We start from the raw sequence: 15,938 nt of genomic DNA, 5'->3' as shown, positions 1-15,938 counted from the left end.
GGCTGGTACCGGGTGCGGGACTCGAACCCGCAAGCCCTCACGGGCAGAGGTGTTTGAGACCTCCGTGTATACCGTTCCACCAACCCGGCCGGCGCTTCGGAGAGTCTACCGGGTCACCGTGCTGCATCGCAGCTAGGTACCCTCATGTCAGCAGTACCCCTGCCCGAACAAGGAGCCCCCGTGACCGCCCCCGAGTCGCCCCAGCCCGTTGCCGACGACGATGACAAGTCGCACGTGCCTCCGCTGACGACCCGTGTCGTCATCGCCGAGGACGAGGCCCTGATCCGTCTCGATCTCAAGGAGATGCTCGAAGAGGAGGGCTACTCCGTCGTGGGGGAGGCCGGTGACGGGGAGCAGGCCATCGAGCTGGCCCGGGAGCACCGGCCCGACCTCGTGATCCTCGATGTGAAGATGCCGAAGATGGACGGGATCTCGGCGGCGGAGAAGATCGCCGAGGAGCGTATCGCGCCCGTGCTGATGCTGACCGCGTTCTCGCAGCGCGACCTCGTCGAGCGTGCCCGGGACGCGGGCGCGATGGCGTATCTGGTGAAGCCGTTCAGCAAGAGTGATGTGGTGCCGGCGATCGAGATGGCGGTGTCGCGGTTCACGGAGCTGAAGGAGCTGGAGAACGAGGTCGCCGACCTCACGCTCCGCCTGGAGACCCGCAAGCTGGTGGACCGGGCGAAGTCGATTCTGCAGACGGAGTACGGGCTGACGGAACCGGCGGCGTTCCGGTGGATCCAGAAGACGTCGATGGACCGGCGGATGTCGATGCAGCAGGTGGCGGAGGCCGTGATCCAGGACGCGGACGAGAAGAAGGCCGCGAAGGGCTGACCGACCCGGTACGTATGTCTACGACGAGGCCCGCACCCCCCGGAACGCGCAGGGGGTGCGGGCCTCGTCGTCGTACCGGGGCGGGGTCAGTCCTCGCCGAGGTAGGCCTTGCGGACCGACTCGTCGTGCAGCAGGTCGGAGCCCGTGCCGGAGAGGACGACCTTGCCGATCTCCATGACGTGGCCCTCGTCGGCGAGGGAGAGCGCGGCCTGCGCGTTCTGTTCGACGAGCAGGATCGTGGTGCCCTGGGACTTCAGTTCGGCGATGGTCGCCATGATCTTCTGCATCATGATCGGCGAGAGGCCCATGGAGGGCTCGTCGAGCATGAGCAGCTTGGGCTGGGACATGAGCGCGCGGCCCATGGCCAGCATCTGCTGCTCGCCGCCGGAGAGGGTTCCGGCGGCCTGCTTGCGGCGCTCTCCCAGGATGGGGAAGAGGTCGTAGGCGCGCTGGATGTCCTTCTCGATGCCGGGCTTGTCGCTGCGCAGGAAGGCGCCGAGGCGGAGGTTGTCCTCGATGGTCATGCGCGGGAAGATGTGCCGCCCCTCGGGGGAGTGGGCGAGTCCGAGCGCGACGATGTCGTGCGCGGGGACCTTCTTGAGCGATTTGCCGTTGAACTTGATCTGGCCGCCGACGGGCTTGAGGAGGCCCGAGAGGGTGCGCAGGGTGGTGGTCTTGCCGGCGCCGTTGGTGCCGATGAGGGTGACGACCTCGCCGGCGTTGACCTTGAAGGAGATGCCCTTGACGGCTTCGATCTTGCCGTAGGCGACCCGGAGGTCCTCTACTTCGAGCAGTGCGGTCATCGGTCGTTCTCCTTGCCGGGCACGGTGTCCGTGGTGGGCTCGGCGTTCGCTTCGGCGGCTTCGACCTCGGCGACCTCGTCCTGGCCGGGTGCGTCCTCGAAGGGTTCGCCGAGGTAGGCGGCGACGACGCGTTCGTCGCCCTGGACGGTGGCGCTGTCGCCTTCGACGAGTTTCTCGCCCTGGACGAGGACGGCGACGCGGTCGCAGAGGTTGAAGATGAACCGCATGTCGTGCTCGATGACGAGGACGGCGATGCCCTTGTCGCGGATGGCGAACACCAGTTCTTCGGTGGTTCGCGTCTCCTGGGGGTTCATGCCCGCGGTGGGTTCGTCGAGGAGGAGCAGGCCGGGCTCGCTGGCGAGGGCGCGCGCGATTTCGAGCTTGCGCTGTTCGCCGTAGGGGAGGTTGCGGGCGAGGTGTTCGGCCTTGGCGTCGAGGCCGACGAACTCCAGGAGTTCCATGGCGCGTTCGCGGGAGGCCTTCTCGGCCTTGTGGAAGCCGGGGCCGCGCAGGAGGGCGGACCAGAGGCCTTCCTTGGTGCGGGTGTGGCGTCCTACGAGGACGTTCTCCAGGACCGTCATGTTGGCGAACAGGCGGATGTTCTGGAAGGTGCGGGCGATGCCGGCCGCGGTGACCTTGAAGGACTTGGGCGGCAGGACCTGGCCCTTGTAGCGGACTTCGCCCTCGGTGGGGATGTAGAGGCCGGTGAGGCAGTTGAAGAAGGTCGTCTTGCCAGCGCCGTTGGGGCCGATCAGTCCGACGATCTCGCCGCTGTTGACGGTCAGGTTGACGTTGCGTACGGCGGTGAGGCCGCCGAAGCGCATGGTGACGCCGCGGGCGTCGAGGACGGTCTCGCCGGCGGCGCTGGAGCCGGGGGCGGTGTCCTTGGTGGTGGTGTCGGTAGTCATGGTGGTCAGGCCCCTGCCTTGCTGAGCACTGCGGGCGCTTCGGCCTCTTCGTGGAATTCGAGCTGGCGGCGCCGGTTGGGGATGAGGCCCTCCGGGCGGAAGCGCATCAGGAGGACGAGCGCGAGTCCGAAGGCGAAGAGCTGGTAGTCGTCCAGGAACTGGAGCTTGGACGGGATGAGGTAGAGCAGTGCGGCGCCGACGAGGGGGCCGCTGATGGTGCCCATGCCGCCGAGGACGACCGCGGCGAGGAGGAAGGCCGAGTTGGGCGGGACGACGGCGGCGAACTGGTACTGCTCGGGTGTCACGGTGTAGGTGACGTGGGCCTGGACCGTGCCGGCGAGGCCGGCGAGGGCGGCGCCGAGGGCGAAGGCGATGAGCTTGACGCGGAAGCCGTTGATGCCCATGGCGAGGGCGGCGGTCTCGTCCTCGCGGATGGCGATCCAGGCGCGGCCGATGCGGGAGTCGCTGCTGCGCCGGAAGACGACGACGACGACCAGCGTGATGAGGAGCATCAGCAGGAAGTAGTTGGCGAAGCGGGCGATGGTGAAGCCGAGGAAGGTGTGTTCCTGGCCGAAGTCGAACCCGAGGATGTTGAGGTTCGGGATCGAGGAGATGCCGTTGGAGCCGTTGGTGATGTCGGGGCCGGAGGTGCCGTCCATGTTGAGGACGGTGATCCGGAAGATCTCACCGAAGCCGAGCGTCACGATGGCGAGGTAGTCGCCGCGCAGGCGCAGGGTGGGGGCGCCGATGATGACGCCGAAGATCATGGCGACGGCGGCGCCGAGGATGGCGGAGGCCCAGAACGGCAGGTGGATGTCGAAGGGGGAGGAGGGGGAGCCGGAGACCATGGCCGCGGTGTAGGCGCCGACGCCGAGGAAGGCGACGTATCCGAGGTCGAGGAGGCCGGCGAGGCCGACGACGATGTTGAGGCCGAGGGCGACGGTGGCGAAGATCAGGATGTAGACGCCGATCGTCGCGTACTGGTCGTCGGACTGGGTGAAGGGGAAGGCGGCGGCCGCGACGAACGCGCCGATCATCGTCACGTTGCGGTGCTTGGCGGTGAGCGCCGAGATCCGGCCCACGAGGCCGGCCTTGGCGGCTGCGCCGAAGCCGAAGCCGGCGGTGATGAGGAAGCCGATGAACAGTTCGTCGTACTCGGTGCCGATGCCGTAGGTGAAGACGGTGAGGCCGAGGGCGAGTGCGGCGACGATGATCAGGATTTCGGCGTACGCGGGCAGCTGGCGCGCGGGGGTGGCGGTGCCGGAGGCGAAGGCCCCCTTGACGACGGTCCGCTGTTGGCGGGCCTTGTGGCGGAACTGGTCCCAGCCGGTGTCGTCGGGGTCGCCGGGCTCGGTCTCCGGTCGTGCGTAGGGCAGGGAGAGGGCGCCGAGGAGGGCCAGGAGGGTCGCGATGCCCGCGATCCAGCCGCCGGGTTCCAGGTTGACGACGCCGCCGAGCTTGGCGCTGATCGCGATGATCGTGTACCAGGCGGTGGCGAAGGTGCCGAGTGCGGCCAGCTTGAGGGCGCTGTCGGCGCCTGCGGGGGTCAGCCAGCGCAGGCCCTTGAGGCCGTAGGAGGACAGGCCGAGGAGGGTGGTGAGGGCGCCGCCGATGAGGACGAGGACCTGGAGGCCGCCGGGGTAGCCGTAGACGGTGAGGTCGCCGGGGAAGGCGGAGGTCCACGTCCAGGCCATGAAGGTGGAGACGATGGCGAGGGCTCCGCCGCCGGTGGCGAGGGCGCGGCCGAGGTGCGGGGGGATGCCCACGAGGCGGGTCGGGGTGCCGGCGGCGGTGGTGTCGCCGGTGGTCAGGGGTGCGGTGGTCTGTGTGGTCATCGGTGTCACGCCCTGTCCGACACGCGCTCGCCGAGCAGGCCCTGTGGCCTGACGAGGAGGACGAGGATGAGGAGTACGAACGCCCAGACGTTGGCCCAGGACTGGCTGCCGAACTGCTCCATGCCGGGGATGTCGGAGATGTAGGCGGTGGAGAGGGCTTCGGCGACGCCGAGGACCAGGCCGCCGAGCATGGCGCCGTAGATGTTGCCGATGCCGCCGAGGACGGCTGCGGTGAACGCCTTGAGGCCGAGGATGAAGCCCATGCGGAACTGGACCTCGCCGTACTTGAGGCCGTAGGCGACGGAGCCGACGGCGGCGAAGGCGGCGCCGAGGGCGAAGGCGACCACGATGATGCGGTCGGTGTTGATGCCCATGAGCTTGGCGGTGTCGGGGTCCTGCGCGGTGGCCTGCATGCCGCGGCCGGTGCGGGTCTTCATCACGAAGTAGGCGAGGATCGCCATGCTGATGGGGGCGGCGAGCAGCAGGAAGATGTCACCGGTCTGGATGGTGACGCTGCCGATCTGGAAGGGGCCGCCCTCGATCTGGGGGAAGGTGATCGCGGACCGGGCGTTGGGGTACCAGGCCCATACCGCCTGCTGGAGGGCGAGGGAGAGGCCGATGGCGGTGATGAGGGGCGCGAGGCGTGGTGCTGTGCGCAGGGGGCGGTAGGCGAATCGTTCGGCGCCGACCGCGACGAGTACGGCGACGAGTACGCCGCCTATGAGCATGAGGGGCAGCGCCACCCACATGGACGTGCCGTCGGGCAGCACGTACAGGTACATGGTGAGGGCGCCGAATCCGCCCACCATGAAGATCTCACCGTGGGCGAAGTTGATGAGCTGGACGATGCCATAGACCATCGTGTAGCCGATGGCGACCAGCCCGTACATGGATCCCAGTAGCAGGCCGTTGACCAGCTGCTGCGGCAGTTCGTTCACCGCATGTCCTCCGAGACTTCGGATATATCGAGGGATGTTGACCGGATGCGAGTCCGCGCGGGGCGCCAGTGGTGCGGCGCCCCGCGCGGCTCAGGGATGGGTGTGGGTGAGGGTCAGCCGGAGTAGGTGCCGGACTTGACGGCCTTCCACTCGCCGCCCTCGACGGCGTAGACGGTGAGCTGCTTGTTGGTGGCGTCGCCGTACTCGTCGAAGGAGACCTTGCCGGTCACACCGTCGAAGGAGACGTTCTGCACGGCCTCGGTGACCTTGGCGCGGGCGTCGCTCGGGAGCTTGCCGTTGTTGTCCTCGACGACCTTCTTGACGGCCTCGATGATGGCCCAGGCCGAGTCGTAGGAGTAGCCGCCGTAGGCCTCGTAGGCCTCCTTGTATCCGGCGGTCTTGTAGTTGGCGACGAACTCCTTGGCGGAGGCGAGTTCCTCGACGGGGGCGCCGACGGAGGTGGCGAGGTCGCCGGTGCCGCTGGCGCCGGCCAGCTTGATGAAGTCGGCGCTGTAGATGCCGTCACCGCCGACGACGGGGACCTTGGCGCCCGCGGCCTTGATCTGCTTGCTGAGCGGGCCGGCCTGGGGGTACTCGCCGCCGTAGTAGACGACGTCGGCGCCGGAGGACTTGACCTTGGTGGCGACCGCGGAGAAGTCCTTGGTCTCGGGGTCGATGTGCTCGGTGCCGACGACCTTGCCGCCGAGCTTCTTGAACTCCGCGGAGAAGGTGGCGGCCAGGCCGGCGCCGTAGGTCTTCTTGTCGTCGATGACGAAGACCTTCTTCTTCTTCGCGTCGTTGAAGACGTACTGCGCGGCGAACGGGCCCTGGATGGCGTCCGTGGTCGCGGTGCGGAAGTACGACTTGTACGGGCGGACCTTGCTCTTCTGCCAGTCCGGGCCCTGGGTCAGCGCCGGGTTGGTGTTGGCCGGGGAGACCTCGACGAGCTTGGCGTCGTCGAAGACCTTCTGCATGGACTCGGCGACGGACGAGTTCAGCGGGCCGACGACACCGAGGACGTTCTTGTCGGCGACGAGCTTGGTGGCGTTCTGCTGGCCCGAGGAGGGCTGCGCCTGGTCGTCGAGCGCCTCGATCTTGAAGGTGACGCCCTCGACGTACTTGTCCTTGTTGGCCGTCTTGGCGGCGAGGTCCACGGAGTTCTTGATGCCGAGGCCCAGCGCGGACAGGTCACCGGTCAGCGGGGCGTCGACGCCGATGACGACAGTGGTGCCACTGCCGGTGTCCGAGCCGCCCTTGTCCTCGTCGCGCGAACCACAGGCGGTGAGAGTGAGTGCTCCCGCCGCCAGCGCGGCGGTGATGGCTATGAGCGAACGTTGACGCACGATCAGTCCTTTCCCTGGCACGGCCCTTCCTGTTTGAAAGGGGCCGAGTCGAGCGCTGGGCCGAAGACGTGACTTCGATTCCGGTGGCGCGGTGACTGGGCGTGACTCTAAGCGGGTGTAGGGAATGTGTAGGAGAGTCTGACCAAGGCTGTGACGCTCTTGTTATGACACGAGGTAATGCAGAGCGGTACTCAGTGGGTGGATGCGCGGAATTCAGGCCGATTCGCCCTGTCCGCATAGTGAGAACGTGCAGGGTCGACGCGGGTAGGTTCAGGAGTGTTCAAGTTTTTGGTGCTGACGCGGAATCGTTGCTACAGGCGACTTGGAGGGCGTCGGAGAGGTCCCGCGCGTAGCGCTCGCCCAGCATGAAACTGTGCGCTTCTATTGCGCGCGTATTACGTAGAGTTACGTCCAGGAAAGGGAGCCCCGGGTTCTCGGGCGCTTTCCGGCATTCGGTGACGCGCATGGTGACGACGATCCTTCGGGGCCGGTCCGTCCCGATCCGTACCGGAGGGCGCGGATCCGTTCGCAGGGAGAGACCCGCGTAGGGCTGGGTCATCCGCTCGACGGTGACCGGGGGGCCCGACAGCACGCGCAGTTCCACCTCGAAGCCGAAGCTCGTGCGCGGGGATCCGGCGGGCGGGGTGACCCGGCCCAGATAGCTGACGCCGACCGCCTGGGAGGGGTAGGGCGGGGCCGTGGGCTCGGGCGGCGGGGCGGGCTCGGGGCGGGTGGCGTACAGGTAGCCGCTGCCCGTGAGCAGGGTGAGGGCCGTCGCCACCGTGAGCACGGCACGGCGATGACGGGCGTACGCCTGCGCGTACCGTCCGCGGGGAGGATCGGGCGCGACGTCCGCCTCGGAGCCGTCCCAGGTGCCCTCGCCCGGCTCCACGGGACCGATCCCGCTCACCGCCAGGGTCCCCCGCCCGGCCCGCCCGAGCGGTACCACGTCTCGCAGTCCGTCCGGGCCCGTCGGCCGATCAGCCGGTCGGCGGCCCTCGGGCCCGTGCGCCGCCGCTCGGCCCGTGCCGCGTCCACGACCGCCCGCAGGATCTCGTACTGCCCGTTCGAGAGCCCCATGGACTGGTAGTCCCCGTAGGTGCCGCTGTCGAGCACCTGCCGCGACCAGTACGACACGATCTTCGCGCACAGCTCCTCGCGCGGGGTGGTCGACGGGGACGGCGAGCCGCCGCTCCGCGCGGACGCCGGTCCGCCCGTCGTGTCCGGCGCCGCGCACCCGGTGGCCAGGACGCCGGTCAGCACCGCGAGCCCGAGCGCCACGCGCGGCCAGGATGCTCTTGCCGTTGCCATGCCCCGACGCTAGGGCCTGTGCGCCGTGCGGGACCAGAGGCGATAACGCCCCCGTCCCGGCCCGGCCCCCGCCCGCACGCATCAGCCGGACGTCCCCGTCCGCTCGCCCGGGGCCGCCGGGGCGTCGCGCAGCAGGCAGGTCAGGCGGGCCGTGCAGACCCGCTTGCCGTCCTCGTCGCTGACGACGATCTCGTACGTGGCCGTCGAGCGCCCCCGGTGCAGCGGGGTGGCGACGCCGGTCACCAGCCCGGACCGCACGCCCCGGTGGTGGGTGCAGTTCAGGTCGACGCCCACGGCGATCTTGGAGCTGCCGGCGTGCAGCATGGAGCCGACCGACCCGAGCGTCTCCGCCAGCACGGCGGACGCGCCTCCGTGCAGCAGGCCGTACGGCTGGGTGTTGCCCTCCACGGGCATCGTGCCGACGACCCGGTCCGCGGAGGCCTCCACGATCCGCACGCCCATCCGCGTGCCCAGATGTCCCGCGGAGAACATCGCCACCAGGTCGATGCCGAGGGCCGCGTACTCGTCGATGACCTCTTGCGGGAACTTCGCGTGGTGCTGCTCGCCCATGGGGCTCCGTCCGTCCTCGATCGAAAGTGCCGGCGGTCGGGTGCCGGCGCCTGAGCAAACGCTCAGTCGGTCGACGATTGTTCCAGACGGATCACGACGGACTTGCTGGCCGGGGTGTTGCTGGTGTCGGCGGTGGCGTCCAGCGGTACCAGGACGTTGGTCTCCGGGTAGTAGGCGGCCGCGCAGCCGCGGGCCGTCGGATAGTGCACCACCCGGAAGCCGTCGGCCCGGCGCTCCACGCCGTCCCGCCACTCGCTCACCAGGTCCACGTACGAGCCGTCCGCGAGCTTCAGCGCGCGCGCGTCCTCGGGGTTGACCAGGACGACCCGGCGACCGTTCCTGATCCCCCGGTAGCGGTCGTCCAGGCCGTAGATGGTGGTGTTGTACTGGTCGTGCGAGCGCAGTGTCTGCAGCAGGAGGCGGCCCTCGGGCAGCCGCGGGTACTCGACGGGCGCGGCCGTGAAGTTGGCCTTGCCGGTGGCGGTGGGGAAGCGCCGCTCGTCGCGCGGGGCGTGCGGGAGGGCGAAGCCGGCGGGGTCGGCCACGCGCGCGTTGAAGTCCTCGAAACCGGGCACCACGCGCGCGATACGGTCGCGGATCGTCGCGTAGTCCTTCTCGAACTCCTCCCACGGCGTACGGCTGTCCTCGCCGAGGACCCGGCGGGCCAGCCGGCACACGATGGCCGTCTCGGACAGCAGCTGCCCGCTCGCGGGCTCCAGGCGGCCGCGTGAGGCGTGCACCATGCCCATGGAGTCCTCCACGGTCACGAACTGCTCGCCGCCGCCCTGGAGGTCGCGCTCGGTGCGGCCGAGGGTGGGCAGGATCAGGGCCCGCGCGCCCGTGACCGCGTGCGAGCGGTTCAGCTTCGTCGACACGTGCACGGTGAGCCGGGCGCGGCGCATGGCCGCCTCGGTGACCTCGGTGTCGGGGGAGGCCGACACGAAGTTGCCGCCCATGGCGAAGAAGACCTTCGCCTTGTCGTCGCGCATGGCCCTGATGGCCCGTACGACGTCGTAGCCGTGCTCCCGGGGCGGGGCGAAGCCGAACTCCCTCTCCAGGGCGTCCAGGAAGGCCGGGGCGGGCCGTTCGAAGATGCCCATCGTGCGGTCGCCCTGCACGTTGGAGTGGCCGCGCACCGGGCAGACGCCCGCGCCGGGGCGGCCGATGTTGCCGCGCAGCAGAAGGAAGTTGACCACCTCGCGGATGGTAGGCACCGAGTGCTTGTGCTGGGTGAGGCCCATGGCCCAGCAGACGATGGTCCGCTTCGAGGCGAGGACCATGCCCAGCGCCTCGTCGATCTTCTCGCGCGTGAGGCCGGTCGCGGTGAGCGTCTCGTCCCAGTCGGCGGCGCGGGCGGCCTCGGCGAACTCCTCGAAGCCGTGGGTGTGCCCGGCGACGAACTCCTCGTCGACCGCGCCCTCGGTCTCCAGGATCAGTTTGTTGAGGAGGCGGAACAGGGCCTGGTCCCCGCCGATGCGGATCTGCAGGAACAGGTCGGTGAGGGCGGCGCCCTTGAGCATGCCCTGGGGGGTCTGCGGGTTCTTGAACCGCTCCAGGCCGGCCTCGGGCAGCGGGTTGACGGTGATGATCTTCGCGCCGTTGGCCTTGGCCTTCTCCAGCGCGGAGAGCATCCGGGGGTGGTTCGTCCCCGGGTTCTGCCCGGCGACGACGATCAGGTCGGCCTTGTAGAGGTCCTCCAGCAGGACGCTGCCCTTGCCGATGCCGATGGTCTCGGACAGCGCGGAGCCCGACGACTCGTGGCACATGTTGGAGCAGTCCGGCAGGTTGTTCGTGCCGAACTCGCGGGCGAAGAGCTGGTACAGGAACGCGGCCTCGTTGCTCGTGCGGCCCGAGGTGTAGAAGAGGGCCTCGTCGGGAGAGGCGAGTGCCTTCAGTTCCTCGGCGACGATGTCGAAGGCGCGCTCCCAGGGCACCGGCTCGTACCGGTCGCCGCCCTCGGGCAGGTACATGGGGTGGGTGAGCCGCCCCTGCTGGCCGAGCCAGTAGCCACTGCGCGTGGCGAGGTCGGCCACGCCGTGGGCGGCGAAGAACTCGGGGGTGACCCGGCGCAGCGTCGCCTCCTCGGCGACCGCCTTGGCGCCGTTCTCGCAGAACTCCGCGGCGTGCCGGTGCTCCGGCTCCGGCCAGGCGCAGCCGGGGCAGTCGAAGCCGTCCTTCTGGTTGACCCGCAGCAGCGTCAGCGCGGTCCGCTTCACACCCATCTGCCGTTGCGCGATCCGCAACGTGTGCCCGATCGCCGGCAGGCCCGCCGCGGCATGCTTGGGCTCCGCGACCTGCGGCGCGTCCTGAACCGGATCACTCTTCGGCGCCTTGCCGGCCATGGCTGCTCCCCATTCGCATACGCGTGCTGTTCGGGCGTGAGGCTACGCCTTCGATCCTCGCACGTGTCAGCGCCGGTGAAAGGGGTGGTGGGGTGGCCGGTGGCGGGGGCGCGGCTGACGGCTGCCTTCTCCGGTCCCTGCCCCTCCGGTGGCGAACAGGAGTGGGCTGGCTCCCCGGCTTCGGGGCACGTGGGGCCACGCTGCCGTCGGCGTCGGCGCCGATGAGGACAGACCCGGCGCGTCACCCCGTACGACTGCGAGGGTGCGGCGCGTGGGACCGTCCCGCGCCGTCCCGGTGGTGGCGAGCAGGACCCGACTCCTCCCGGCTTCGCTCCGGCTTCGCTCCGACTCCGCTCCGGCTTCGCTCCGACTCCGCTCCGGCTTCGCTCCGGCTTCGGGCGGCGCCCGAGGGTGCTCAAGGTGTCCTCGGCGTAAGGGTGTGAGGGCGTAAGGGCGTACGGCTGCGAGCACGCGGCGCACCGGGTCGCCCCGGCCCCCGCCCTCGGCACCGCCGAGGGCGGGGGCCGGCCGCCGGGCCGGCAGTGCGCGACCGGCCACATCCCCCCGTGCCGAACCGGTCGTCCTCGCCCGGAGCGGCCCCCCCGTCACGTCCCTGGGGTCCGGCTGTCAGTGGTACATGGCAGGATCGGGTTCGTGGCAGAGACTGGATCGAAGAAGACCGACAGCACCCCCGGCGGCAGCCGTCCGCGGCTCATGCTCATGGACGGGCACTCGCTGGCCTATCGCGCGTTCTTCGCGCTGCCCGCGGAGAACTTCACGACGGCGACGGGCCAGCCGACCAACGCCATCTACGGCTTCGCGTCGATGCTGGCGAACACGCTGCGCGACGAGGCCCCCACCCACTTCGCGGTCGCGTTCGACGTCTCCCGCAAGACCTGGCGCTCCGAGGAGTTCACCGAGTACAAGGCGAACCGCTCGAAGACACCCGACGAGTTCAAGGGCCAGGTCGAACTGCTCGGTGAGCTGCTCGACGCGATGCACGCCGTCCGCTTCGCCGTCGACGGCTTCGAGGCCGACGACATCATCGCCACCCTCGCCACCCAGGCCGAGGCGGAGGGCTTCGAGGTCCTCATCGTCACCGGCGACCGCGACTCCTTCCAGCTCGTCAGCGAGCACACCACCGTGCTCTACCCGACGAAGGGTGTCTCGGAGCTGACCCGGTTCACCCCGGAGAAGGTGTTCGAGAAGTACGGCCTCACCCCGGCCCAGTACCCGGACTTCGCGGCCCTGCGCGGCGACCCGTCCGACAACCTCCCCGGCATCCCCGGCGTCGGCGAGAAGACCGCCGCGAAGTGGATCAACCAGTTCGGTTCGTTCGCGGATCTCGTCGAGCGCGTGGAGGAGGTCAAGGGCAAGGCCGGGCAGAACCTCCGCGACCACCTGGAGGCCGTCAAGCTCAACCGCCGCCTCACCGAGATGGTGCGCACCGTCGAACTGCCCAAGGGCGTCGCCGACCTGGAGCGCGCCGCGTACGACCGCAAGGCCGTCGCGATGGTCCTGGACACCCTGGAGATCCGCAACCCGTCGCTGCGCGAGCGTCTGCTGGCCGTCGACCCGGGTGCCGAGGAGGCGGACGCCGGTCAGCCGGCCGCCCCCGGCGTCGAGGTGGACGGCACGGTCCTCGGCTCCGGCGAGGTGGCCCCCTGGCTCGCCGAGCACGGCACGGAGATCCTCGGCGTCGCCACCGTCGACACCTGGGCGCTCGGCGCGGGCTCGGTGGCCGAGATCGCGCTCGCCGTGGCCGGGGGAGCGGCCGCCTGGTTCGACCCGACCGAGCTGGACGAGGCGGACGAGACCGCGTGGGCGGCCTGGCTCGCCGACACCGCCAAGCCGAAGGTGTTCCACAACGCCAAGGCCGCGATGCGGGTCTTCGCCGAGCACGGCTGGACCGTCGAGGGCGTCGGCATGGACACCGCCCTCGCCGCGTACCTCGTCAAGCCGGGCCGCCGCTCCTTCGACCTGGACGCGCTCACCCTGGAGTACCTGGGCCGCGAGCTGGCCCCCGCCGCCACGGCCGACGGTCAGCTGGCCTTCGGGGCGGACGAGGGCGCCGAGGCCGACGCGCTGATGGTGCAGGCCCGCGCGATCCTCGACCTCGGCGTGGCGTTCGGCGAGCGTCTGGAGGAGGTCGGCGCGGCCGACCTCCTGCGGGACGTGGAGCTGCCCACCTCCGCGCTCCTGGCCCGGATGGAACGCCACGGCATCGCGGCGGACCGGGCCCACCTGGAGGCCATGGAGCAGATGTTCGCGGGCGCCGTGCAACAGGCGGTGAAGGAGGCGCACGCGGCGGCGGGGCACGAGTTCAACCTGGGCTCGCCCAAGCAGCTCCAGGAAGTCCTCTTCGGCGAGCTGGGCCTGCCCAGGACCAAGCGGACGAAGACGGGCTACACCACGGACGCGGACGCCCTGGCGTGGCTCGCCGGCCAGACGGACAACGAACTGCCGGTGATCATGCTCCGCCACCGTGAGCAGGCGAAGCTGCGCGTCACGGTCGAGGGTCTGATCAAGACCGTCGCGGCGGACGGCCGCATCCACACCACGTTCAACCAGACGGTCGCCGCCACGGGCCGCCTGTCGTCCGTGGACCCGAACCTCCAGAACATCCCGGTCCGCACCGACGAGGGCCGGGCCATCCGGCGCGGCTTCGTCGTGGGCGAGGGCTTCGAGTCCCTGATGACGGCGGACTACAGCCAGATCGAACTGCGGGTAATGGCACACCTGTCCGAGGATGAGGGCCTGATCGAGGCGTTCACCTCCGGCGAGGACCTGCACACCACGGCGGCCGCGCAGGTCTTCGGGGTGGAGCAGTCGGCGGTGGACGCGGAGATGCGCCGCAAGATCAAGGCGATGTCGTACGGCCTGGCCTACGGGCTGTCCGCGTTCGGCCTCTCCCAGCAGCTGAACATCGAGGCGGGTGAGGCGCGCGCCCTGATCGACGCGTACTTCGAGCGCTTCGGCGGCGTACGGGACTATCTGCGCAGGGTCGTGGACGAGGCGCGGGCGACGGGCTACACGGCGACGCTGTTCGGGCGCCGGCGGTATCTGCCCGACCTCAACAGCGACAACCGGCAGCGTCGCGAGGCCGCCGAGCGGATGGCCCTCAACGCCCCGATCCAGGGCACCGCCGCCGACATCGTCAAGATCGCCATGCTGAACGTCGGCCGCGCCCTGGACGAGGCCGGTCTCGCCTCCCGCATGCTCCTGCAGGTCCACGACGAAATCGTCCTGGAGATCGCCCCCGGCGAACGCGACCGCGTCGAGCAGCTCCTGCGCCACGAGATGGCCGACGCGGTCCACCTGAGGGCCCCGCTGGACGTCTCGGTGGGCCACGGCCCGGACTGGGAGTCGGCGGCCCACTAGCGGCCACGGCCGGGCTTCGCGCCCCCTCTGGAAGGCACGGGGCGCAGCCCCTGCCTTCCAGGGGCGCGGGGAACTGCGCGACAAGCCCCCACCGGCCCCGCACTCGTCGACGGAACCGCACCGATGGGCCCGCGCCCGGCGACGGAACCCGCCCCCGAGAACCGCCCCGGTGATCACCCGTCCGGCCCACACCAGGACGCCCCCGGCAGCGCCCAGCCGTAAGGATGCCCGCATGGGCATACGCACGCTCCGCCGCCGTACAGCGACAGCTGCCACCCGCCTGTCAGGGGTGCGAACCCGCCTCACCCGGGCCCCCTGGGCCCGCCCACGCGTCCGGCGGCCGCACAGCCTCTACCCCTGGCCGCTGACCCACCCCCTGGCGGCCCTCCTCGGGCACGTCCCCCCGTACGCCGCCCGCGCCGCCAGGCCCCGCTTCCCCAGCGGCACCCCGGCTCGGCGTCCGGCGGTCAGCGGCGGACCGAGCTGTCCGCCTCCGCGTCCTCCGCGTCCACCGCGGGCGCCGCAGCGGCGGGAGCCGGGCGCCGCGCCCTGACGCCGACGCCGTAGAGGAGTACGCCGGCCACGAGCCCGGCGCCCGCCCCGAAGCACACGGTCGGGATCACCTCGTACGGCTTGGCGACCGACCCCCAGTGCGCCCACCAGCGGGCCACCCGCTGCACGGCCGCGACCAGCGCGCAGCCCCCGATGACGGCGCCCGCCACCCACCGGTCGGCCGCGGAGAGCACGGGCACGCCCACGGGTTCGACCGAGGGCTGCCGGCGCAGGGCCACCACGACGAAGAGAGCGATCACGACCGCCGCGACCGCGGAGCCGCCGTACTGGAGGTACCAGTAGAGCGGCGAGCCCGCGATCTCCTCGCCGAGGACGGGCAGCAGCCGCATCCCCCACCGGTCGAGGTGGGTGAACGCGTCCCACACGACATGGGTCAGCGAGCCGAGGGCGGCGCAGACGTACCACCACAGGGCCGACGAGAGGCTGAACGGCCGCGTTCCCGCCCCGCAGCGCACCAGCGCGGCCACCCGCCCCTGCCGTCCCCTCGGCAGCAGCGCGACCAGCGGCTCGCGGAGCAGCAGCCACAGTCCGACCAGCGCCCAGGTGACGAGGACGTCGACGGTGAACACCCCGGTGAATGAGTGCGTGACGTCGCCGAACTCCATGGCCTCCGGCAGCACGCTCGCCACGTAGTAGGTCATGTCGGGCGCGAGCGAACCGGCGACGAGGACCGACGGCACCAGGGGCCCGCGCCCGGTCCCGTTCGCCCGCAGGGCGGGCAGCACGGCGGCCGCGTGGCTGAGCGTGAAGGGCAAGTCGTCCCCCTGTGACGGACTTTGGCCGGACGTGTCGGCCCGGCGATGACCGGTGGCCAGTATGCGTGACCTGTCCCCGCCCGTCCGAAGGGCGCCCGCGTGACAGTGAATCGATATGGCCAATCGGTGAATATCGGGCGCGAACGGGTGTCCGGGCGACGCGAGTTGTCGTAGGGTCGCCTGGGTCGTCGCCCCGGTCGGTGGGTTGGCCGCCGGAGTTCTGGAAAAGGAATGCCGGGACAGGGCAACCAAGACCGGAACTCCGGAGTCGGTGTACCTGTGCGGGAAAGCCGGTTCGCCGAAACCGGAAATAACGCCCGAGACGTCAAGAAGCGGTAGTACACG

The 15,938-nt window shown here is 70.4% G+C and carries 12 protein-coding genes and 1 tRNA gene; 2 read left to right on the top strand and 11 right to left on the bottom strand.

Annotated elements, in window-relative coordinates; translation table 11 throughout:
- Nucleotides 1–3: 3 nt before the first annotated feature.
- Nucleotides 4–89: transfer RNA gene (locus H4687_RS12080), tRNA-Leu, on the bottom strand.
- 91 nt (nt 90–180) lie between these two features.
- Between H4687_RS12080 and H4687_RS12075 the strand changes: the two genes are divergently transcribed.
- Entirely contained in the window at nt 181–834 is a 654-nt protein-coding gene (locus H4687_RS12075; RefSeq protein ID WP_013004434.1) for an ANTAR domain-containing response regulator, read from the top strand.
- An 86-nt stretch (nt 835–920) separates the two neighbouring features.
- On the opposite strand, the gene H4687_RS12070 is transcribed toward H4687_RS12075, so the two are convergent.
- The 9 genes from H4687_RS12070 to H4687_RS12030 all read right to left on the bottom strand — a co-directional run bounded on the left by H4687_RS12070 (nt 921) and on the right by H4687_RS12030 (nt 10,884).
- Nucleotides 921–1,637, bottom strand: coding sequence for an ABC transporter ATP-binding protein (locus tag H4687_RS12070; RefSeq protein WP_046917445.1), 717 nt, complete (start codon nt 1,635–1,637; stop codon nt 921–923).
- A complete protein-coding gene (locus tag H4687_RS12065) occupies nt 1,634–2,545 on the bottom strand; it encodes an ABC transporter ATP-binding protein (RefSeq protein WP_046917444.1) in 912 nt (303 codons plus the stop codon). The genes H4687_RS12070 and H4687_RS12065 overlap by 4 nt, the downstream gene beginning before the upstream one ends.
- Nucleotides 2,546–2,550: 5 nt before the next feature.
- Nucleotides 2,551–4,380 carry a branched-chain amino acid ABC transporter permease gene (locus H4687_RS12060; protein ID WP_046917443.1) on the bottom strand — a complete coding sequence of 610 codons (1,830 nt, stop codon included), beginning with the start codon at nt 4,378–4,380 and terminating at the stop codon, nt 2,551–2,553.
- A 5-nt stretch (nt 4,381–4,385) separates the two neighbouring features.
- Nucleotides 4,386–5,318, bottom strand: a complete 933-nt coding sequence (locus H4687_RS12055) for a branched-chain amino acid ABC transporter permease (protein WP_046917442.1) — start codon at nt 5,316–5,318, stop codon at nt 4,386–4,388.
- 113 nt (nt 5,319–5,431) lie between these two features.
- Complete coding sequence (locus tag H4687_RS12050) at nt 5,432–6,661, bottom strand: branched-chain amino acid ABC transporter substrate-binding protein (RefSeq protein WP_046917441.1); 1,230 nt, start codon at nt 6,659–6,661, stop codon at nt 5,432–5,434.
- Nucleotides 6,662–6,941: 280 nt separating this feature from the next.
- Nucleotides 6,942–7,571, bottom strand: a complete 630-nt coding sequence (locus H4687_RS12045; RefSeq protein ID WP_050399150.1) for a hypothetical protein — start codon at nt 7,569–7,571, stop codon at nt 6,942–6,944.
- Nucleotides 7,568–7,972: a hypothetical protein gene (locus H4687_RS12040; protein ID WP_179860148.1), complete on the bottom strand. Its 405-nt coding sequence runs from the start codon at nt 7,970–7,972 to the stop codon at nt 7,568–7,570. Before H4687_RS12040 ends, H4687_RS12045 begins: the two co-directional genes overlap by 4 nt.
- Nucleotides 7,973–8,053: 81 nt before the next feature.
- Nucleotides 8,054–8,542, bottom strand: coding sequence for a PaaI family thioesterase (locus H4687_RS12035; RefSeq protein WP_046919160.1), 489 nt, complete (start codon nt 8,540–8,542; stop codon nt 8,054–8,056).
- A 62-nt stretch (nt 8,543–8,604) separates the two neighbouring features.
- Nucleotides 8,605–10,884, bottom strand: coding sequence for an FdhF/YdeP family oxidoreductase (locus H4687_RS12030; RefSeq protein ID WP_046919159.1), 2,280 nt, complete (start codon nt 10,882–10,884; stop codon nt 8,605–8,607).
- Nucleotides 10,885–11,538: 654 nt separating this feature from the next.
- On the opposite strand from H4687_RS12030, the gene polA reads away from it, so the two are divergent.
- Nucleotides 11,539–14,265: a DNA polymerase I gene (gene polA / locus H4687_RS12025; RefSeq protein WP_046919158.1), complete on the top strand. Its 2,727-nt coding sequence runs from the start codon at nt 11,539–11,541 to the stop codon at nt 14,263–14,265.
- Nucleotides 14,266–14,732: 467 nt separating this feature from the next.
- Here polA and H4687_RS12020 read toward each other — a convergent pair whose 3' ends face one another.
- Nucleotides 14,733–15,593 (bottom strand): DUF4184 family protein, encoded by an 861-nt coding sequence (locus H4687_RS12020; protein WP_046919055.1) that lies wholly within the window; start codon nt 15,591–15,593, stop codon nt 14,733–14,735.
- Between the last annotated feature and the right edge of the window lie 345 nt (nt 15,594–15,938).

Source organism: Streptomyces stelliscabiei (assembly GCF_014873495.1).
Taxonomy (GTDB): Bacteria; Actinomycetota; Actinomycetes; order Streptomycetales; family Streptomycetaceae; genus Streptomyces; species Streptomyces bottropensis.
Note: the sequence above shows the minus strand (reverse complement) of the source record. Positions and strands in the feature narration are given on the sequence as shown.